Source organism: Cedecea sp. B1(4) (assembly GCF_059414925.1).
In genome coordinates this window covers 1-20,701 of the sequence record NZ_JCAHMZ010000008.1, presented here as the reverse complement: position 1 = coordinate 20,701, position 20,701 = coordinate 1, and the positions used below count along the sequence as shown (strand labels likewise).

Annotated in this window: 19 protein-coding genes, 3 tRNA genes and 2 other RNA genes; all 24 read left to right on the top strand. The window is 53.7% G+C overall.

All coding sequences use genetic code 11. The annotated features are described in order from the left end of the window. The first annotated feature begins 308 nt into the window (after window positions 1-308). The 24 genes from sdhC (at window position 309) to ACR6JA_RS17065 (ending at window position 20,493) form a co-directional block, all read left to right on the top strand. Complete coding sequence (gene sdhC, locus ACR6JA_RS17180) at window positions 309-713, top strand: succinate dehydrogenase cytochrome b556 subunit (protein ID WP_034808195.1); 405 nt, start codon at window positions 309-311, stop codon at window positions 711-713. Further along, window positions 707-1,054, top strand: coding sequence for a succinate dehydrogenase membrane anchor subunit (gene sdhD, locus ACR6JA_RS17175; protein ID WP_008456141.1), 348 nt, complete (start codon window positions 707-709; stop codon window positions 1,052-1,054). The genes sdhC and sdhD overlap by 7 nt, the downstream gene beginning before the upstream one ends. Further along, a complete protein-coding gene (gene sdhA / locus ACR6JA_RS17170) occupies window positions 1,054-2,820 on the top strand; it encodes a succinate dehydrogenase flavoprotein subunit (protein WP_008456142.1) in 1,767 nt (588 codons plus the stop codon). The genes sdhD and sdhA overlap by 1 nt, the downstream gene beginning before the upstream one ends. A gap of 15 nt (window positions 2,821-2,835) precedes the next feature. Then, complete coding sequence (gene sdhB, locus ACR6JA_RS17165) at window positions 2,836-3,552, top strand: succinate dehydrogenase iron-sulfur subunit SdhB (RefSeq protein ID WP_085541216.1); 717 nt, start codon at window positions 2,836-2,838, stop codon at window positions 3,550-3,552. Between the two features lie 261 nt (window positions 3,553-3,813). After that, a complete protein-coding gene (gene sucA / locus ACR6JA_RS17160) occupies window positions 3,814-6,621 on the top strand; it encodes a 2-oxoglutarate dehydrogenase E1 component (RefSeq protein WP_213713392.1) in 2,808 nt (935 codons plus the stop codon). 15 nt (window positions 6,622-6,636) lie between these two features. Then, window positions 6,637-7,863, top strand: a complete 1,227-nt coding sequence (odhB, locus tag ACR6JA_RS17155) for a 2-oxoglutarate dehydrogenase complex dihydrolipoyllysine-residue succinyltransferase (RefSeq protein ID WP_494494096.1) — start codon at window positions 6,637-6,639, stop codon at window positions 7,861-7,863. 98 nt (window positions 7,864-7,961) lie between these two features. After that, window positions 7,962-9,128 (top strand): ADP-forming succinate--CoA ligase subunit beta, encoded by a 1,167-nt coding sequence (gene sucC, locus ACR6JA_RS17150; protein WP_039291227.1) that lies wholly within the window; start codon window positions 7,962-7,964, stop codon window positions 9,126-9,128. Then, on the top strand, window positions 9,128-10,000 hold the full coding sequence (gene sucD, locus ACR6JA_RS17145; RefSeq protein ID WP_008456147.1) for a succinate--CoA ligase subunit alpha: 873 nt from the start codon (window positions 9,128-9,130) through the stop codon (window positions 9,998-10,000). The genes sucC and sucD overlap by 1 nt, the downstream gene beginning before the upstream one ends. An 820-nt stretch (window positions 10,001-10,820) precedes the next feature. Continuing rightward, a complete protein-coding gene (gene cydA / locus ACR6JA_RS17140; RefSeq protein WP_039291231.1) occupies window positions 10,821-12,389 on the top strand; it encodes a cytochrome ubiquinol oxidase subunit I in 1,569 nt (522 codons plus the stop codon). Between the two features lie 15 nt (window positions 12,390-12,404). Further along, window positions 12,405-13,544, top strand: coding sequence for a cytochrome d ubiquinol oxidase subunit II (gene cydB, locus ACR6JA_RS17135; RefSeq protein WP_008456151.1), 1,140 nt, complete (start codon window positions 12,405-12,407; stop codon window positions 13,542-13,544). A gap of 13 nt (window positions 13,545-13,557) precedes the next feature. Next, window positions 13,558-13,671: a cytochrome bd-I oxidase subunit CydX gene (cydX, locus tag ACR6JA_RS17130; protein WP_008456153.1), complete on the top strand. Its 114-nt coding sequence runs from the start codon at window positions 13,558-13,560 to the stop codon at window positions 13,669-13,671. Continuing rightward, window positions 13,671-13,964 (top strand): cyd operon protein YbgE, encoded by a 294-nt coding sequence (gene ybgE / locus ACR6JA_RS17125; RefSeq protein WP_213713398.1) that lies wholly within the window; start codon window positions 13,671-13,673, stop codon window positions 13,962-13,964. The genes cydX and ybgE overlap by 1 nt, the downstream gene beginning before the upstream one ends. Before the next feature lie 148 nt (window positions 13,965-14,112). Further along, on the top strand, window positions 14,113-14,517 hold the full coding sequence (gene ybgC / locus ACR6JA_RS17120) for a tol-pal system-associated acyl-CoA thioesterase (protein WP_008456156.1): 405 nt from the start codon (window positions 14,113-14,115) through the stop codon (window positions 14,515-14,517). After that, on the top strand, window positions 14,514-15,200 hold the full coding sequence (tolQ, locus tag ACR6JA_RS17115) for a Tol-Pal system protein TolQ (RefSeq protein ID WP_008456164.1): 687 nt from the start codon (window positions 14,514-14,516) through the stop codon (window positions 15,198-15,200). Before ybgC ends, tolQ begins: the two co-directional genes overlap by 4 nt. A gap of 13 nt (window positions 15,201-15,213) precedes the next feature. Further along, window positions 15,214-15,639 (top strand): colicin uptake protein TolR, encoded by a 426-nt coding sequence (tolR, locus tag ACR6JA_RS17110; protein ID WP_008456166.1) that lies wholly within the window; start codon window positions 15,214-15,216, stop codon window positions 15,637-15,639. Window positions 15,640-15,671: 32 nt separating this feature from the next. After that, window positions 15,672-16,991: a cell envelope integrity protein TolA gene (gene tolA / locus ACR6JA_RS17105; RefSeq protein WP_039291240.1), complete on the top strand. Its 1,320-nt coding sequence runs from the start codon at window positions 15,672-15,674 to the stop codon at window positions 16,989-16,991. A gap of 131 nt (window positions 16,992-17,122) precedes the next feature. Then, window positions 17,123-18,415: a Tol-Pal system beta propeller repeat protein TolB gene (gene tolB / locus ACR6JA_RS17100; RefSeq protein WP_008456170.1), complete on the top strand. Its 1,293-nt coding sequence runs from the start codon at window positions 17,123-17,125 to the stop codon at window positions 18,413-18,415. 31 nt (window positions 18,416-18,446) lie between these two features. Next, complete coding sequence (gene pal, locus ACR6JA_RS17095; protein WP_008456172.1) at window positions 18,447-18,968, top strand: peptidoglycan-associated lipoprotein Pal; 522 nt, start codon at window positions 18,447-18,449, stop codon at window positions 18,966-18,968. Between the two features lie 9 nt (window positions 18,969-18,977). Further along, window positions 18,978-19,763 (top strand): cell division protein CpoB, encoded by a 786-nt coding sequence (cpoB, locus tag ACR6JA_RS17090; RefSeq protein ID WP_494494097.1) that lies wholly within the window; start codon window positions 18,978-18,980, stop codon window positions 19,761-19,763. A 164-nt stretch (window positions 19,764-19,927) separates the two neighbouring features. After that, window positions 19,928-20,003: transfer RNA gene (locus tag ACR6JA_RS17085), tRNA-Lys, on the top strand. Between the two features lie 6 nt (window positions 20,004-20,009). Beyond that, window positions 20,010-20,125, top strand: a non-coding RNA gene (locus ACR6JA_RS17080) — RtT sRNA. Window positions 20,126-20,171: 46 nt separating this feature from the next. Further along, a tRNA-Lys gene (locus ACR6JA_RS17075) sits at window positions 20,172-20,247 on the top strand. A 48-nt stretch (window positions 20,248-20,295) separates the two neighbouring features. Then, a tRNA-Lys gene (locus ACR6JA_RS17070) sits at window positions 20,296-20,371 on the top strand. A 6-nt stretch (window positions 20,372-20,377) separates the two neighbouring features. Next, window positions 20,378-20,493, top strand: a non-coding RNA gene (locus ACR6JA_RS17065) — RtT sRNA. Window positions 20,494-20,701 lie beyond the last annotated feature (208 nt).

Sequence of the window (20,701 nt, the reverse complement as noted above, 5' to 3'; positions counted from 1 at the left end):
TTGTAACAAGAATGTTTAACTTTTGTCAAATCAGATGATTAAAATTTAAAATAATGTTGTTATCGTGATCCTGCTCACTGTTCCGAGCAAAACCCTTCAAACATTATGTGGGTTAATTGTAATGATTTTGTGAAGAGCCTATACTGCCGCCAGGTCTCCGGAACACCCTGCTACCGGGAGCCACCCAGCGTTGTAGCCAGATCTCTGGCCTCTGGATGTAGCTGTTTTTTGCATGACGCACAGTTATAGAAAGTTAGCGCTGTCTGACCCCGAATGCAGATCCGGAGGAAGGAAACAATAAGAAGAGCATGTGGGCGCTATTCATGATAAGAAACGTGAAAAAACAACGACCTGTCAATCTGGATCTGAAAACGATCCGGTTCCCCGTCACTGCAATCGCTTCCATCCTCCACCGCGTTTCCGGCGTGATCACATTTGTGGCGGTCGGCATTCTGCTTTGGTTGCTGGGACTGTCACTCTCCTCCCCGGAAGGTTTTCTGACCGCGTCCGCCGTGATGAGCAGCTTTATCGTTAAATTTATAATGTGGGGCATTCTGACGGCTCTGGCCTATCACGTGGTGGTTGGTATTCGCCATCTGCTGATGGACTTTGGCTATCTGGAAGAGACCTTTGTAGCGGGCAAACGATCCGCACATATCGCCTTTGTTATTACTGTCGTGCTTTCAATTCTTGCAGGAGTCCTCGTATGGTAAGCAATGCCTCCGCATTGGGTCGCAATGGCGTGCACGATTATGTGCTGGTTCGCGCTACCGCCATCGTACTCACCCTGTACATCATCTACATGATTGGCTTCTTCGCTGTCACCGGCGAGCTGACCTACGACGTCTGGCACGGCTTCTTTGCCTCTGCCTTCACCAAAGTTTTCACCCTGCTGGCACTGTTCTCTATTTTGATCCATGCCTGGATTGGCATGTGGCAGGTGTTGACCGACTACGTTAAACCACTGGCGATTCGCCTTCCTTTACAGCTGCTGATTGTTGTCGCGCTGTTGGTTTACGTCATTTATGGATTCGTTGTGGTGTGGGGTGTGTAATGAAACTGCCAGTCAGAGAATTTGATGCTGTAGTGATTGGTGCCGGCGGCGCAGGTATGCGCGCGGCGCTGCAGATTTCCCAAAGCGGCCAGACCTGTGCGCTGCTTTCTAAAGTGTTCCCAACTCGTTCCCATACCGTATCTGCGCAGGGTGGTATCACCGTGGCGCTGGGTAATACCCATGAAGATAACTGGGAATGGCACATGTATGACACGGTAAAAGGTTCCGATTATATCGGTGACCAGGACGCCATCGAATATATGTGTAAAACCGGCCCGGAAGCGATTCTGGAACTGGACCACATGGGCCTGCCTTTCTCCCGTCTGGAAAACGGCACCATTTATCAACGTCCGTTCGGCGGCCAGTCGAAAGACTTCGGCGGCGAGCAGGCGGCGCGTACTGCGGCGGCAGCTGACCGTACTGGCCACGCTTTACTGCACACGCTGTATCAGCAGAACCTGAAAAACCACACCACCATCTTCTCCGAGTGGTATGCGCTGGATCTGGTGAAAAACGCCGATGGCGCAGTGGTTGGCTGTACCGCGCTGTGCATCGAAACCGGGGAAGTGGTTTACTTCAAAGCCCGCGCGACCGTGCTGGCAACCGGCGGCGCAGGCCGTATTTATCAGTCCACCACTAACGCTCACATCAATACCGGTGACGGCGTTGGCATGGCTATCCGTGCTGGCGTGCCGGTGCAGGATATGGAAATGTGGCAGTTCCACCCAACCGGCATCGCCGGAGCAGGGGTTCTGGTCACAGAAGGCTGCCGTGGTGAAGGCGGTTACCTGCTGAACAAACACGGCGAACGCTTCATGGAGCGTTATGCCCCGAATGCGAAAGACCTGGCGGGTCGTGACGTGGTGGCGCGTTCCATCATGATCGAAATCCGTGAAGGCCGCGGCTGTGATGGTCCGTGGGGCCCACACGCCAAACTGAAACTCGACCACCTGGGTAAAGAAGTGCTGGAATCCCGCCTGCCGGGCATTCTGGAACTGTCCCGTACCTTCGCCCACGTCGATCCGGTGAAAGAGCCGATCCCGGTTATCCCAACCTGCCACTATATGATGGGCGGTATTCCGACCAAAGTGACCGGCCAGGCGCTGACCGTGAACGAGCAGGGCGAAGATGTGGTTATCCCTGGTTTGTTCGCCGTGGGCGAAATCGCCTGTGTTTCCGTACACGGTGCGAACCGTCTGGGCGGCAACTCCCTGCTTGACCTCGTGGTGTTCGGGCGTGCTGTTGGCCTGCACCTGCAGGAATCCATTGCCGAGCAGGGCGATCTGCTTGACGCAACCGACGCTGAAATTGACGCCTCCCTTGAGCGTCTTAACCGCTGGAACGGCAACCGTAACGGTGAAGATCCGGTGGAAATCCGCAAAGCGCTGCAGGAATGTATGCAGCACAACTTCTCGGTATTCCGCGAAGGTGACGCGATGGCCAAAGGGCTTGAGCAGCTGAAAGCAATCCGCGAGCGCCTGAAAAATGCCCGTCTGGACGACACTTCCAGCGAGTTCAACACCCAGCGCGTTGAGTGCCTGGAGCTGGATAACCTGATGGAAACCGCTTACGCCACTGCGGTGTCGGCAAACTTCCGTACCGAGAGCCGTGGCGCGCATAGCCGCTTCGACTTCCCGGAGCGTGATGACGAAAACTGGCTGTGCCATTCCCTGTATCTGCCAGAGACGGAATCCATGACGCGTCGTAGCGTTAACATGGAACCGAAACTGCGTCCGGCGTTCCCGCCGAAGATTCGTACTTATTAATGCGGAGACAGGACAATGAAACTCGAATTCTCAGTTTATCGTTATAACCCGGATGTAGACGACGCTCCGCGCATGCAGGATTACACCCTGGAAGCGGAAGAGGGTCGCGACATGATGCTGCTTGACGCTTTAATGCAGCTGAAAGAAAAAGATCCTAGTCTGTCATTCCGTCGCTCTTGTCGTGAAGGCGTTTGTGGCTCCGACGGCCTGAACATGAACGGCAAAAACGGGCTGGCCTGTATCACGCCAATCTCGGCGCTCGGCAACGGTAAGCAGAAGATAGTCATCCGTCCTCTGCCTGGCCTGCCGGTGATCCGCGATCTGGTGGTAGACATGGGGCAATTCTATGCTCAATATGAGAAGATTAAGCCTTACTTGTTGAATAATGGGCAAAATCCACCCGCTCGCGAGCATTTACAGTCGCCTGAACAGCGTGAAAAACTTGATGGTCTGTACGAGTGTATTCTTTGCGCTTGCTGCTCGACTTCTTGCCCGTCGTTCTGGTGGAACCCGGACAAGTTTATCGGCCCGGCCGGTTTGCTGGCTGCGTATCGCTTCCTGATCGACAGCCGCGATACCGAAACGGACGCGCGTCTGGACGGTCTGAGCGATGCTTTCAGCGTATTCCGCTGCCACAGCATTATGAACTGCGTCAGCGTTTGTCCTAAGGGACTGAACCCGACGAAAGCTATCGGCCATATTAAGTCGATGCTGTTGCAAAAAAGCGCTTAAGTCAGAAAAGTACCCTCTCCTCGCAGGGGAGAGGGTGCAAATTGCAGGAAATCTTTAAAAACTGCCGACGATCTTCCCTCTCTTATAAGGGGAAGGGGTGAGGGGAAACCCTTAAGACAGTTTCTAAAGGTTCCTTCGCGGGCCGCCCTCCACGGCAACAGGCTCGAAGAAAGTGAACCCTGGAACGTATACCTGTATACCCTACGGTGTGCGTTATAGTTATCCACGGCGAAATAAGCATAAAATGCTTAAGGGATCACGATGCAGAACGGCGCGATGAAGCCCTGGCTGGACTCTTCCTGGCTGGCGGGCGCAAACCAGTCCTACATAGAGCAGCTCTATGAAGACTTCTTAACCGATCCTGACTCTGTTGATGCGCACTGGCGCACGATGTTCCAGCAGTTACCTGGCACCGGAGCCAGACCGGATCAATTCCATTCAAAAACGCGTGATTATTTCCGTCGTCTGGCGAAGGATGCCTCACGTTACTCCACCGCAGTCACCGATCCTGACACCGATGCCAAACAGGTAAAAGTGTTGCAGCTGATCAACGCCTGGCGTTTCCGCGGCCATCAGGCTGCTAAGCTCGATCCGCTCGGGCTTTGGCAGCAGGAAACGGTTGCCGATCTGGATCCGGCGTTCCATAACCTGACCGAAGAAGATTTGCAGCAGAGTTTCAACGTGGGATCGTTTGCCATCGGCAAAGAGACTATGAAGCTTGCCGACTTGATCGCTGCGCTGAAGCAAACCTACGGTGGGTCGATCGGTGCGGAATACATGCACATCACCAATACCGAAGAAAAACGCTGGATCCAGCAGCGCATCGAATCGGTAGCCGGGCGTTCAAGCTTTACTCAGGAAGAGAAAAAACGTTTCCTGAGCGAGCTGACTGCGGCGGAAGGCCTGGAACGCTACCTGGGGGCTAAATTCCCTGGGGCGAAACGCTTCTCGCTGGAAGGCGGCGACGCGCTGGTGCCGATGCTCAAAGAGATGATTCGCCACGCCGGTAAGAGCGGCACGCGCGAAGTGGTGCTGGGTATGGCGCACCGCGGTCGTCTTAACGTGCTGATCAACGTGCTGGGTAAAAAACCGCAGGATCTGTTTGACGAATTTGCGGGCAAACATAAAGAACATCTCGGCACCGGCGACGTGAAGTACCACATGGGCTTCTCTTCCGATGTTGAAACCGAAGGCGGCCTGGTTCACCTGGCGCTGGCGTTTAACCCGTCTCACCTGGAAATCGTTAGCCCGGTGGTTATCGGTTCCGTGCGTGCGCGTCTGGATCGTCTGGATAAGCCAGGCAGCAACCAGGTATTGCCGATCACTATTCACGGTGATGCCGCAGTAGCCGGGCAGGGCGTGGTTCAGGAAACCCTGAACATGTCCAAAGCGCGTGGTTACGAAGTGGGCGGTACCGTGCGCATCGTGATCAACAACCAGATTGGTTTCACCACCTCTAACCCGCTGGATGCGCGCTCCACGCCATACTGTACCGATATCGGTAAGATGGTCATGGCGCCGATTTTCCACGTTAATGCGGATGACCCGGAAGCCGTAGCTTTCGTTACCCGTCTGGCGCTGGACTTCCGTAATACCTTCAAGCGTGATGTGTTTATCGACCTGGTTTGCTACCGTCGCCACGGCCATAACGAAGCTGACGAGCCAAGCGCAACGCAGCCGGTGATGTACCAGAAGATCAAAAAACATCCGACTCCACGTAAGATTTATGCAGACAAGCTGGAGCAGGACAAACTGGCCACGCTGGAAGATGCCACCGAAATGGTGAATCTGTACCGCGATGCGCTGGATGCCGGCGAATGTGTCGTGCAAGAGTGGCGTCCGATGAACATGCACTCCTTTACCTGGTCGCCGTACCTTAACCACGAGTGGGACGAAAGCTACCCGAACAAGGTTGAGATGAAGCGCGTTCAGGAGCTGGCTAAGCGCATCAGCACCGTGCCGGAAGCCGTAGAAATGCAGTCCCGCGTGGCGAAAATCTACAGTGACCGTCAGGACATGGCGAACGGCAACAAACTGTTCGACTGGGGTGCAGCGGAAAACCTGGCTTATGCAACGCTGGTAGATGAAGGCGTGTCCGTTCGTCTGTCCGGTGAAGATGCTGGCCGTGGGACCTTCTTCCACCGCCACGCCGTGATCCACAACCAAACCAACGGTTCTACCTATACGCCGCTGGCGCACGTCCACAACAGCCAGGGCATCTTCAAAGTCTGGGATTCCGTGTTGTCTGAAGAAGCGGTTCTGGCCTTTGAATACGGCTATGCCACGGCAGAACCTCGTACCCTGACCATTTGGGAAGCGCAGTTTGGCGACTTCGCCAACGGGGCTCAGGTTGTGATTGATCAGTTCATCAGCTCCGGCGAGCAGAAATGGGGCCGTATGTGTGGCCTGGTCATGCTGCTGCCACACGGCTATGAAGGCCAGGGCCCAGAGCACTCCTCCGCGCGTCTGGAGCGTTACCTCCAGCTGTGCGCCGAGCAGAACATGCAGGTTTGCGTGCCGTCGACTCCGGCTCAGGTTTATCACATGCTGCGTCGTCAGGCGCTGCGCGGGATGCGCCGTCCACTGGTCGTCATGTCACCGAAATCTCTGCTGCGCCATCCGCTGGCGGTATCCAGCCTCGACGAACTGGCCAACGGTACCTTCCTGCCGGCAATTGGTGAGATTGACGAACTGGATCCGAAAGGCGTGAAGCGCGTTGTTCTGTGTTCCGGTAAGGTGTACTACGACCTGCTTGAGCAGCGCCGTAAGAATGAGCAGAAGGATGTGGCGATTGTGCGTATCGAACAGCTCTATCCGTTCCCGCATCAGGCGGTACAGGAAGCGCTGAAGCCGTTTGCGCACGTACACGACTTCGTCTGGTGCCAGGAAGAGCCGCTGAACCAGGGCGCCTGGTACTGCAGCCAGCACCACTTCCGCGAAGTGATTCCGTTTGGGTCCGCTCTGCGTTATGCAGGTCGCCCGGCCTCCGCCTCTCCGGCGGTAGGGTATATGTCCGTTCACCAGAAGCAACAGCAAGATCTGGTTAATGACGCGCTGAACGTCGAATAAATTAAAGGATAAATAATGAGTAGCGTAGATATTCTAGTTCCTGACCTGCCTGAGTCCGTAGCCGACGCGACAGTGGCAACCTGGCATAAAAAACCGGGCGACAGCGTCAAACGTGACGAAGTACTGGTTGAAATCGAAACTGACAAAGTGGTACTGGAAGTCCCCGCGTCTGCGGACGGCGTTCTGGATGCGGTTCTGGAAGATGAAGGCACAACTGTGATCTCTCGTCAGATTCTGGGCCGTCTGCGTGAAGGCAACAGCGGCGGGAAAGAAACCTCCGCAAAAGCTGACAGCAAAGAGTCTACTCCGGCTCAGCGCCAGCAGGCTTCTCTGGAAGAGCAGAGCAATGATGCCCTCAGCCCGGCTATCCGCCGCCTGATCGCAGAGAACGACCTCGACGCCAGCGCTATCAAAGGCAGTGGCGTAGGTGGCCGTATCACTCGTGAAGATGTTGAAAAACACCTGAGCGAAGCGAAAGCGAAACAACCTGCGCAGGCGAAAGCCGCTGAAGCCACTCAGGCACCGGTTGCGCCACTGGCTGGCCGCAGCGAAAAACGCGTGCCGATGACCCGTCTGCGCAAGCGCGTAGCCGAGCGTCTGCTGGAAGCGAAAAATTCTACCGCCATGCTCACTACGTTCAACGAAGTGAACATGAAGCCAATCATGGAACTGCGTAAGCAGTACGGTGAAGCGTTTGAAAAACGCCACGGCGTGCGTCTGGGCTTCATGTCCTTCTACATTAAAGCGGTTGTTGAAGCGCTGAAACGCTATCCGGAAGTGAATGCTTCCATCGACGGCGAAGACGTGGTTTACCACAACTACTTCGATGTCAGCATCGCGGTTTCTACTCCGCGTGGCCTGGTGACCCCAGTGCTGAAAGATGTTGATACCCTGGGCATGGCCGACATCGAAAAACGCATCAAAGAGCTGGCGGTAAAAGGCCGTGACGGCAAACTGACCGTGGAAGAGCTGACCGGCGGTAACTTCACCATCACCAACGGTGGCGTCTTCGGCTCCCTGATGTCTACGCCAATCATCAACCCACCGCAAAGCGCGATCCTGGGTATGCACGCCATCAAAGACCGCCCAATGGCGGTTGACGGTAAAGTTGAGATCCTGCCGATGATGTATCTGGCGCTCTCTTACGATCACCGTCTGATCGATGGCCGCGAGTCCGTGGGTTACCTTGTAGCTATTAAAGAGCTGCTGGAAGATCCAACTCGTCTGCTGCTGGACGTGTAGTCGCACAAGACTCTGGCGGGTGCTATGACACCCGCCCCTACAACCAAATCTAACCTTACCCCGAGCATTAATGCTCTTTATCTGGATGGATAGAACTCATGAACTTACACGAATATCAGGCGAAACAGTTGTTTGCTCGGTATGGTTTGCCGGCACCCGTCGGTTACGCCTGCACCACACCGCGTGAAGCAGAAGAAGCCGCCTCTAAAATTGGCGCGGGTCCTTGGGTGGTGAAATGTCAGGTTCATGCCGGTGGCCGCGGTAAAGCGGGCGGTGTGAAAGTGGTTAACAGTAAAGAAGACATTCGTGCTTTTGCTGAGCACTGGCTGGGCAAGCGTCTGGTGACCTACCAGACGGACGCCAACGGCCAGCCTGTACACCAGATTCTGGTTGAAGCTGCAACCGACATTGACAAAGAGCTGTATCTGGGCGCGGTGGTTGACCGTAGCTCTCGCCGCGTGGTCTTCATGGCCTCCACCGAAGGTGGCGTGGAAATCGAAAAAGTGGCGGAAGAAACGCCGCACCTGATCCACAAAGTTGCGCTGGATCCGCTGGCGGGCCCGATGCCTTACCAGGGCCGTGAGTTGGCGTTCAAACTGGGTCTGGAAGGTAAGCAGGTTCAGCAGTTCACCAAGATCTTTATGGGTCTGGCGACTATCTTCCTCGAGCGTGACCTGGCGCTGATCGAAATCAACCCGCTGGTGATCACTAAGCAGGGCGACCTGATCTGCCTCGACGGCAAACTGGGCGCTGACGGTAACGCGCTTTTCCGCCAGCCGGATCTGCGTGAAATGCGCGACCAGTCTCAGGAAGACCCGCGTGAAGCCCAGGCTGCACAGTGGGAACTGAACTACGTGGCGCTGGACGGCAACATCGGCTGTATGGTTAACGGTGCGGGCCTGGCAATGGGCACCATGGACATCGTTAAGCTGCACGGCGGCGAGCCGGCTAACTTCCTCGACGTGGGCGGCGGTGCGACCAAAGAGCGCGTTACCGAAGCGTTCAAAATCATCCTGTCCGACGACAAAGTCAAAGCCGTTCTGGTGAACATCTTCGGCGGTATTGTCCGCTGCGACCTGATTGCCGACGGTATCATTGGTGCGGTAGCTGAAGTGGGCGTTAACGTGCCGGTGGTGGTGCGTCTGGAAGGTAACAACGCCGAACTGGGCGCGAAAAAACTGGCAGATAGCGGCCTGAACATCATTGCAGCGAAAAGTCTGACGGACGCAGCACAGCAGGTTGTTGCTGCCGTGGAGGGGAAATAATGTCCATTTTGATCGATAAAAACACCAAGGTAATTTGCCAGGGCTTTACCGGCAGCCAGGGGACTTTCCACTCCGAACAGGCGATTGCCTACGGTACGCAAATGGTTGGCGGCGTGACGCCAGGCAAAGGCGGTACTGAACATCTGGGTCTGCCGGTATTCAATACCGTGCGCGAAGCCGTTGAAGCTACCGGCGCGACTGCTTCCGTGATTTACGTTCCAGCCCCGTTCTGCAAAGACTCCATCCTGGAAGCGATTGATGCGGGTATTAAGCTGATTATCACCATCACTGAAGGCATCCCTACGCTGGATATGCTGACCGTGAAAGTGGCGCTGGATGAAGCTGGCGTGCGCATGATCGGGCCAAACTGCCCGGGCGTTATCACCCCAGGCGAATGCAAAATCGGCATCATGCCGGGCCACATTCACCTGCCGGGCAAAGTAGGCATCGTTTCCCGTTCGGGGACGCTGACCTATGAAGCCGTTAAGCAGACAACTGACATCGGCCTCGGCCAGTCAACCTGCGTTGGTATCGGCGGTGACCCGATTCCTGGCTCCAACTTCATTGATATCCTGAAGATGTTCCAGGCAGACCCGAAAACCGAAGCCATTGTGATGATCGGTGAAATCGGCGGGAGCGCAGAAGAAGAAGCTGCGGCCTATATCAAAGAGCACGTGACTAAACCTGTTGTGGGCTACATTGCCGGCGTTACCGCGCCAAAAGGCAAGCGTATGGGCCACGCGGGCGCCATCATCGCGGGCGGGAAAGGGACGGCGGATGAGAAATTCGCTGCTCTGGAAGCCGCTGGCGTGAAAACCGTTCGCAGCCTCGCCGACATTGGCGATGCGCTGAAAGCTATTCTGCCGCAGTAAGCAGATGCCCCCGCGCAAGCGGGGGAAACAGTAATAATAAGTGTTCGACATGGTTGGCCACCCTGGGTGGCCTTTTTTTATGTTTCGGCTTTGATAACCCTGCCTCTTCTTACGTTGTATCGCGCATGCCCACGCACTTATTCTTTTCCTGAATAATTTCTCTCTGCAATATTTTCTTGATGTAACCTTATAAAAAATAATGATTTGTTAATTTAATTTATATCAAAAGTGAATTATTTGTGAATATTAAAAGGAGGGAGCCAAAACTACGGAAAAAGATGCCCGATAAATAGTGTAAAGATGACCTGGCGTGCATGGGAGAAATTTAAGCTTCAGCTTTAAATATCGGCTTTATGTTGAGAATAAGCGTCATGAAATTAACCTCAAACGAAGCGTTGGAACATATCATTAACAACAAATTCACGATTAATTCTCTATTGAAAAATAATTAACATTGCCAATGTAAATTGTTTTGGATCAATGTTTAAAGCTGGCGTTGCGGGGTATAAAGGGGCAAAATTGCTGCAGATCAAACTGGCCGAATAACGGTGTTTTAGCTATAAATTGATCGCCGTCGTAAAACGTAAAAAACATTAAGCAAAGACCTGTTTATTGTAAGGGAATTGCAGGGTAATATAATTACGGGTTATTTTTGATTTAATTAACGTGTTTGTAACCTTTCACCTTTTGATTTCACATTTGAATAAAGTGGGCGAGAAAAAGGGGACTGGAAGCGAATGTATTTGTATTAGGGCATGCTTGTGGTGAACCTCCCGGTGAACCACAGTCGAAGTCTTCATGCGAAGAGCAAGGAGTCAAGATGTTTGATATTGTCGAACTGTCGCGCTTACAGTTTGCCTTGACCGCGATGTACCACTTCCTGTTTGTGCCGCTGACGCTAGGTATGGCGTTCTTGCTGGCCATCATGGAAACGGTCTATGTGCTGTCAGGTAAGCAGATTTATAAAGATATGACCAAATTCTGGGGCAAGTTGTTTGCAATCAACTTTGCGCTAGGGGTGGCAACCGGTTTGACCATGGAGTTCCAGTTCGGGACTAACTGGTCTTACTATTCTCACTATGTAGGGGATATCTTCGGTGCGCCGCTGGCGATCGAAGGCCTGATGGCATTCTTCCTCGAATCTACCTTTGTTGGTCTGTTCTTCTTTGGCTGGGATCGCCTCGGCAAAGTTCAACATATGGCCGTCACCTGGCTGGTGGCATTGGGCTCCAACCTCTCCGCGCTGTGGATTCTGGTCGCTAACGGCTGGATGCAAAACCCTATCGCTTCCGATTTCAACTTCGAAACCATGCGTATGGAAATGGTCAGCTTTGCTGAGCTGGTCCTGAACCCGGTTGCGCAGGTTAAATTCGTACACACCGTAGCGTCCGGCTATGTTTGTGGCGCGATGTTCGTGCTCGGTATCAGCTCCTACTACCTGCTGAAAGGCCGCGACGTCGCTTTTGCGAAGCGTTCCTTCGCGATTGCCGCGAGCTTCGGTATGGCCGCTATTCTCTCCGTTATCGTACTGGGCGATGAGTCTGGCTACGAAATGGGTGACGTGCAGAAAACCAAACTGGCCGCGATTGAAGCCGAATGGGAAACTCAGCCAGCGCCGGCGGCGTTTACCCTGTTTGGTATTCCTGACCAGGATAAACAAGAAAACCGCTTCGCCATTCAAATTCCTTACGCGCTGGGCATCATCGCTACCCGCTCGGTAGATAAGCCGGTTACGGGCCTGAAAGAGCTGATGGTGCAGCACGAAGAGCGTATCCGTAACGGGATGAAGGCTTACAGCCTGCTGGAGCAACTGCGCAGTGGTTCAACCGATCAAAGCGTGCGTGATAGCTTCAACCACGTGAAAAAAGACCTTGGCTATGGTCTGTTGCTGAAGCGCTATACGGAAAACGTCACTGACGCGACCGAAGAGCAGATTCAGAAAGCAACCAAAGACTCCATTCCTCGCGTAGCGCCGCTGTACTTCGCGTTCCGTATCATGGTGGCCTGTGGCTTCCTGATGCTGTTCATTATTGCTGTGTCCTTCTGGACCGTGACCCGTAACGCCATTGGTTCTAAAAAATGGCTGCTGCGTGCCGCGCTGTACGGTATTCCACTGCCTTGGATCGCTATCGAATCCGGCTGGTTTGTCGCGGAATACGGGCGTCAGCCTTGGGCGGTGGGTGAGGTTCTGCCGACGGCAGTTGCAAACTCGTCATTGAGCGTGGGCGACCTGCTGTTCTCCATGATACTGATTTGCGGCCTTTACACGCTGTTTATGGTGGCGGAACTGTTCCTGATGTTCAAATTTGCTCGCCTTGGGCCGAGCAGTCTGAAAACAGGGCGCTATCACTTTGAGCAGTCCAACGTGGCTTCTCAGCCGGCACGCTAAGACAGGAGTCGTCAAATGATCGATTATGAAGTATTGCGTTTTATCTGGTGGCTGCTGGTCGGCGTTCTGCTGATTGGCTTTGCCGTCACCGACGGCTTCGATATGGGCGTGGGCATGCTGTCGCGCGTGATCGGCCGTACTGACGTTGAACGCCGCATCATGGTTAACTCCATCGCGCCGCACTGGGACGGGAACCAGGTTTGGCTGATCACCGCGGGCGGGGCTTTGTTTGCTGCCTGGCCAATGGTTTATGCCGCTGCCTTCTCCGGCTTCTATGTCGCGATGATTCTGGTGCTGGCTTCTTTGTTCTTCCGTCCGGTAGGGTTCGACTACCGCTCGAAGATCGAAGATACCCGCTGGCGCAACATGTGGGACTGGGGCATTTTCATTGGTAGCTTCGTACCACCTCTGGTGATAGGTGTCGCTTTCGGCAACCTGCTGCAGGGCGTTCCGTTCCACGTTGATGACTACCTGCGCCTTTACTACACCGGTAACTTCTTCCAACTGCTAAATCCGTTTGGCCTGTTGGCAGGTGTTGTTAGCGTGTCGATGATTGTGGCACAGGGCGCAACCTACCTGCAGATGCGTACTGTGGGTGAGTTACATCTGCGTGCTAAAGCGGCTGCTCAGATTGCTGCGCTGGTGATGATGGTTTGCTTCGCGCTGGCCGGTGTCTGGGTGATCTACGGCATTGATGGCTATGTGGTGACTTCTGCTCTGGATCATCATGCTGCCTCTAACCCGCTGACCAAAGAAGTCGCGCGTCAGGCGGGTGCCTGGCTGGTGAACTTCAACAATACGCCAGCGCTGTGGTTGATTCCTGCTCTGGGTGTTGTGCTGCCGCTGCTGACCATCCTCATGTCTCGTCTTGAGAAAGGCGCTCTGGCGTTTATCTTCTCTTCTCTGACGCTGGCCTGTGTGATCCTGACGGCCGGTATCGCGATGTTCCCGTTCGTGATGCCTTCCAGCACCATGATGAACGCTAGCCTGACCATGTGGGATGCGACATCCAGCCAGCTGACGCTGAATGTGATGACCTATGTTGCCATCGTGTTCGTGCCAATCATTCTTCTCTACACCACCTGGTGTTACTGGAAAATGTTCGGTCGTATCACGAAAGAGCACATCGAAAGCAACTCCACCTCTCTGTACTAATAAGGAGCTGATTATGTGGTACTTTGCATGGATTCTGGGCACGCTTCTGGCGTGTGCATTCGGGATTATTACCGCGCTGGCTCTCGAGCACGTTGAGGCGAGCAAAGCCGGAAAAGAAGAGCACTGATGGAATACGTTATCGCGAAACTGTACGCGGTAATGGACAAGAGCCCCTTGCGGGCTCTTTCCTTAGTGATGGCGCTGGTGCTGGCTGGGTGTATTTTTTGGGACCCGTCTCGTTTTGCCGCCAAAACGAGTGAGCTGGAGATTTGGCATGGCTTCCTGCTGATGTGGGGCGTTTGTGCCGGGATCATTCACGGCGTGGGTTTCCGCCCAACCAAAGTGCTCTGGCAGGGCATTTTCTGCCCGCTGGTTGCCGATTTCGTGCTCATCGCTGGACTGCTGTTTTTCTTCTTCTGAATGTCTGCGTACATTCCCCCGCCTGAAGCAGAAATTATGGGCTTTAACAAGCCCATAAAAATTTACTTAACGTTTAAAACAATCCATTCCAAACCCTCATTCTCTTGCGTATAGTAAGCAGCGTTTAATTGCATTACCGGGATGTAAAGTGAGTACAACGCTGTTTCGATGGCCGGTTCGTGTTTACTACGAAGACACAGACGCCGGTGGTATGGTTTACCATGCCAGTTATGTTGCTTTTTATGAAAGAGCACGCACAGAGATGCTGCGCCAGCACAACTTTAATCAGCATTCCTTGTTGGCGGAGCGTGTCGCCTTTGTCGTACGCAGGATGACGGTTGATTATCTTGCGCCTGCCCGACTCGACGATTTACTCGAAATCCAAAGTGAAATTACATCGATGCGCGGCACTTCTATGGTGTTTACGCAGCGAATAGTCAACGCTGAAAATCAGTTGCTTAACCAAGCTGAAGTGCTGATTGTTTGTGTTGATCCACACCTAATGAAGCCTCGTGCGCTTCCCAAGTCTATTGTCGCGGAGTTCAAGCAGTGACTGACATGAATATTCTTGATTTGTTCCTGAAGGCAAGCCTTCTGGTCAAATTTATCATGTTGATTTTGATTGGTTTTTCCATCGCATCATGGGCAATCATCATTCAGCGAACGCGTATCCTTAATGCCGCCAGCCGTGAAGCTGAGGCGTTTGAAGACAAGTTCTGGTCCGGTATCGAACTGTCTCGCCTGTATCAGGAGAGCCAGGGCCGCCGCGACAGCTTGAGCGGTTCTGAGCAGATCTTCTATTCCGGTTTTAAAGAGTTCGCGCGACTGCATCGCGCCAATACCCATGCGCCAGAAGCTGTGGTTGAGGGGGCATCTCGTGCGATGCGTATCTCGATGAGCCGCGAGCTGGAAACGCTGGAAACCCATATTCCTTTCCTCGGCACCGTTGGTTCCATCAGCCCGTATATCGGCCTGTTTGGTACGGTGTGGGGGATCATGCATGCGTTTATCGCCCTGGGCGCGGTGAAGCAGGCGACGCTGCAGATGGTTGCGCCAGGGATTGCCGAAGCGCTGATCGCGACTGCGATTGGTCTGTTTGCTGCTATTCCGGCCGTTATGGCGTACAACCGCCTTAACCAACGCGTGAACAAACTGGAATTGAATTACGACAACTTCATGGAAGAGTTCACGGCTATCCTGCACCGTCAGGCTTTTACCAGCAGCGAAAAGCAGTAACAAGGGGAAAGTCATGGCCAGACGCGGACGTGGTCGTCGTGAGCTGAAGTCAGAAATTAACATCGTTCCATTGCTGGACGTGCTGCTGGTGCTGCTGCTGATCTTTATGGCAACAGCGCCGATCATCACCCAGAGCGTCGAGGTGGATCTGCCGGATGCGACAGATTCTCAGACCGTCAGCAGTAACGATGAACCGCCGGTCATTATTGAAGTGTCCGGGGTAGGGCAGTACAGCGTAGTGGTTGAAAAAGATCGCATGGATCAGCTGCCGTCAGAGCAGGTTGTTGCCGAAGCGCAGCGCCGTCTGCAGGCGAATCCAAAAACGGTCTTTTTGATCGGCGGCGCAAAAGATGTCCCGTATGACGAGATCATCAAGGCGCTGAATCTGTTGCATCAGGCGGGCGTGAAGTCCGTTGGTTTGATGACACAGCCAATCTGATCCATTTCGCTTAAACCGTTTGGGAACCGAGAGTGTCAAAGGCAACCGAAGAGAACGCTAAATTAAAACGGGCGATCATCGTTTCAGTGGTGCTGCATATCATTTTGATTGCCATCCTGATCTGGAGCTCGTTTGATGAGCACATTGATGCATCCGCTGGCGGTGGCGGTGGTTCTTCTATTGACGCGGTGATGGTTGACCCGGGTGCGGTAGTGGAAAACTACAATCGCCAACAGCAGCAGCAGGCAAGCAGTAAGCGCGCCGCTGAACAGCGTGAAAAACAGGCGCAGCAGCAGGCAGAAGAGCTTCAGCAAAAACAGGCGGCGGAACAACAGCGCCTGAAAGAGCTGGAGAAGGAGCGTTTAGCCGCCCAGGAGCAGGCAAAAGCGCAGGCCGAACAGCAGAAACAGGCTGAAGCGGCCGCGAAGCAGGCTCAAGAGCAGCAAAAACAGGCCGAAGCTGCGGCCGCAGCGGCGAAGGCAAAAGCGGACGCTCAGGCGAAAGCCCAGGCTGACGCGCAGGCAAAAGCTCAGGCTGATGCCCAGGCCAAAGCTGCGGAAGAAGCCGCGAAGAAAGCGGCTGCGGATGCTCAGAAGAAAGCCACTGAAGAAGCTGCTAAGAAAGCAGCTGACGCTGAGAAAAAAGCCGCCGCTGACGCTGCTGCTGCAGCGAAAAAAGCTCAGCAGGATGCTGAGAAGAAAGCTGCAGATGCTGCCGCTAAGAAGGCTGCGCAGGATGCGGAGAAGAAAGCCGCCGCTGAAGCAGCTAAGCAGGCTGCTGCTGAAAAAGCTGAAGCTGCGAAACAGGCTGCTGCAGAAAAGGCAGCGGCAGAAAAAGCTGCCGAGAAGGCCGCTGCTGACAAGGCTGCTGCAGCGAAAGCCGCCGCAGATAAGAAAGCGGCCGCCGATGCGAAGAAAAAGGCTGCTGCTGAGAAAGCTGCTTCTGACAAGGCCGCAGCGCAGGGCGTCGACGATTTATTCGGTGATTTAAGCTCAGGTAAGAATGCACCGAAAACGGGCGGTGGTGCGAAAGGTAATGCCGCAGCTGCCGCTGGAAAAGGGAATAATAAGAACAACGGCGCTAGTGGCGCGGAGATCAACGGCTATGCTGGTCAGATAAAGGCAGCGATCGAGAGTAAGTTCTATAACGATCCTTCGTTTGCCGGTAAGACCTGTTCGCTGCGGATCAAGTTGGCACCAGACGGCCTTCTGCTTGATATCAAGCCAGAAGGCGGTGATCCAGCACTTTGTCAGGCTGCCGTTGCGGCAGCGCGTCTGGCGAAGATTCCGAAGCCGCCAAGTGAAGCTGTTTATGAAGTCTTCAAGAACGCACCGATCGACTTTAAGCCTTAACGCGGTTTTCCCCGTCACGACGGGGAAAGCACACTAAGCTGAGTTACAGGGTTTTGGTAGTTTTGTGTATTTGGGTTTGTTAACATTCTGCTAAATTATCGTGGGCTTTTCGCCCGGATAAGGGAGATATGATGAAGCAGGCATTTCGTGTAGCGTTAAGTTTCTTAATGCTGTGGGCAGCTGTGCTGCACGCAGAAGTTCGTATCGAGATCACCCAGGGCGTGGATTCTGCTCGTCCAATCGGTGTGGTTCCGTTCACCTGGGCAGGCCCTGGCGCCGCGCCTGAAGATATCGGCGGTATTGTTGCCGCTGACCTGCGTAACAGCGGTAAATTCAACCCGCTCGACAGATCTCGCCTGCCACAGCAGCCGGGTTCTGCTCAGGAAGTTCAGCCTGCTGCCTGGACCGCGCTCGGTATTGACGCCGTCGTGGTAGGTCAGGTTACGCCAAACGGCGACGGCAGTTACACCGTGGCTTACCAGCTGGTTGACACCTCTGGTGCACCGGGCACGGTGCTGGCGCAGAACTCCTATAAAGTGAACAAACAGTGGCTGCGCTATGCCGGCCATACCGCCAGCGATGAAGTGTTTGAGAAGCTGACCGGAATTAAAGGCGCATTCCGTACCCGTATTGCTTACGTTGTACAGACCAATGGCGGCCAGTTCCCGTATGAGCTTCGCGTGTCTGATTACGATGGCTACAACCAGTTTGTGGTACACCGTTCTCCGCAGCCGCTGATGTCTCCAGCCTGGTCTCCGGACGGCAGTAAACTGGCTTATGTGACCTTCGAAAGCGGCCGTTCTGCGCTGGTTGTGCAGACGCTGGCTAACGGTGCAGTACGTCAGATTGCTTCGTTCCCGCAGCACAACGGTGCACCGGCGTTCTCTCCGGACGGTTCTAAGCTGGCGTTCGCGCTGTCTAAAACCGGCAGCCTGCAGCTGTACGTGATGGACCTGGGCTCTGGCCAGATTCGTCAGGTAACTGAAGGTCGCAGCAACAACACCGAACCGACCTGGTTCCCGGACAACCAAACCCTGGCCTATACCTCTGACCAGGCGGGTCGTCCACAGATTTATAAAGTCAGTATCAGTGGCGGTGCTCCGCAGCGTCTGTCCTGGGAAGGTTCTCAGAACCAGGATGCCGATGTCAGTGCCGACGGTAAAATTATGGTAATGGTCAGCTCCGCAAGCGGTCAGCAGCACATTGCCAAACAGGATCTGGTAGCGGGTGGCGTAACAACTTTATCGTCAACGTTCCTGGATGAAACGCCAAGTCTGGCACCTAACGGCACTATGGTAATCTACAGCTCTTCTCAGGGGATGGGATCCGTGCTGAATTTGGTTTCAACAGATGGGCGTTTCAAAGCGCGTCTTCCGGCAACTGATGGACAGGTCAAATTCCCTGCCTGGTCGCCGTATCTGTGATAACAATATTGATTATTAAAGGATCAAAGAAATGCAACTGAACAAAGTGCTGAAAGGGCTGATGATTGCTCTGCCGGTTATGGCTATCGCGGCGTGTTCTTCTAACAAGAGCGCCAACAATGGTCAGAGCGGTGAAGGTATGCTGGGTGCCGGCACTGGTATGGACGCTAACGGCCACGGCAACATGTCTTCTGAAGAGCAGGCTCGTCTGCAGATGCAACAGCTGCAGCAGAACAACATCGTTTACTTCGGTCTGGACAAATACGATGTTAGCTCTGAATTCGCTGCAATGCTGGATGCACACGCTAACTTCCTGCGTAGCAACCCGTCTTACAAAGTGACCGTAGAAGGTCATGCGGATGAGCGCGGTACCCCAGAGTACAACATCGCACTGGGCGAACGTCGTGCTAACGCTGTTAAAATGTACCTGCAAGGTAAAGGCGTTTCTGCAGACCAGATCTCCATCGTTTCTTACGGTAAAGAAAAACCTGCAGTACTGGGTCATGACGAAGCGGCTTACGCTAAAAACCGTCGTGCCGTACTGGTTTACTAAGAGAATCGCATGAGCAGTAACTTGAGACATCACTTGTTGAGTCTGTCGTTACTGGTTGGCATAGCGGCCCCCTGGGCCGCTACTGCTCAGGCGCCAATCAGTAGTGTCGGCTCAGGCTCGGTCGAAGACCGTGTCACTCAACTCGAGCGTATTTCTAACGCTCACAGTCAGCTTTTGACCCAACTCCAGCAGCAACTCTCCGATAACCAGAATGACATTGATTCCCTGCGTGGTCAGATCCAGGAAAGTCAGTATCAGCTGAATCAGGTTGTGGAACGTCAAAAGCAAATTTTGCTGCAGATGGATAGCCTTAGCGGCGCTGCGGCGGGAGCAGGGCAACAGCCTGCTGCCGGTGCATCCCAGACTGCCACGCCGGACGCAGGGGCCTCTAACGCGGCGCCTGCTGCCCCAGTGCAAGGCGGTGATGCTAATAGCGATTACAACGCTGCTATCGCGCTGGTGCAGGATAAATCGCGCCAGGACGATGCTATCAATGCGTTTCAGTCCTTTGTGAAGAAGTATCCGGATTCAACTTATCTGCCTAACGCCAATTACTGGCTGGGTCAGTTGAATTACAACAAAGGCAAAAAGGACGATGCGGCGTTTTATTTTGCCTCCGTGGTGAAAAACTACCCGAAATCCCCTAAAGCGCCGGACGCCATGTTTAAGGTTGGCGTGATCATGCAGGACAAAGGCGACGCGGCAAAAGCGAAAGCCGTCTACCAGCAGGTCGTTAAACAGTATCCCAATACTGACGGTGCAAAGCAGGCTCAAAAACGTCTGAATGCGCAATAATGCGTGCGGCCTGACCAGATATCGTCGTTTTTCTGGTCTTGCCGTGCGAAACATAAGCAGTTGAGCGATCTGCGTCAAAATTATTGTTGCGTCAAAATCTTAAATCAGTAATATATGCCGCCGTTGCCAAGGGATACTAAACAAACCCAAAGTGACGCAAAAGTGGGTCGTTAGCTCAGTTGGTAGAGCAGTTGACTTTTAATCAATTGGTCGCAGGTTCGAATCCTGCACGACCCACCACTTTAAAGTAGTAGCAAGGCGTGAAGGGTTCGAACCTGCAGCAGGTTTGAGTTGAGCGAAAGCGAAACAACGTTGTGATAACAACGGCCCGAAGGGTGATAGTCATCCTGCACGACCCACCACTTTAAAGTAGTAAGCAGTAAAGAAGTTTGCAGTAAGCCGCACAGCGGGTCGTTAGCTCAGTTGGTAGAGCAGTTGACTTTTAATCAATTGGTCGCAGGTTCGAATCCTGCACGACCCACCATCTTTTAAGATGTGTGCAGAAAACTTCAAAGCAGTAACCGTATAAAACGGGTCGTTAGCTCAGTTGGTAGAGCAGTTGACTTTTAATCAATTGGTCGCAGGTTCGAATCCTGCACGACCCACCACTTTAAAGTAGTAGCAAGGCGTGAAGGGTTCGAACCTGCAGTAGGTTTGAGTTGAGCGAAAGCGAAACAACGTTGTGATAACAACGGCCCGAAGGGTGATAATCATCCTGCACGACCCACAAAATTCAAACTAAAGCGCCTTTTGGGCGCTTTAGTTGTTTCTGGAGCAAGGACTATTACATTGCAGGATAACGTCGTCGCTTGTGACGACGGCCCGGAGGGCGAGCAAAGCGAGTCATCCTGCACGACCCACCAATGAAGAAAGACGCCTTTTTGCTATCTGCGATTTGAAAACCCTGCCATTCCTGGTGTAAGTATCCCTGCAAAACG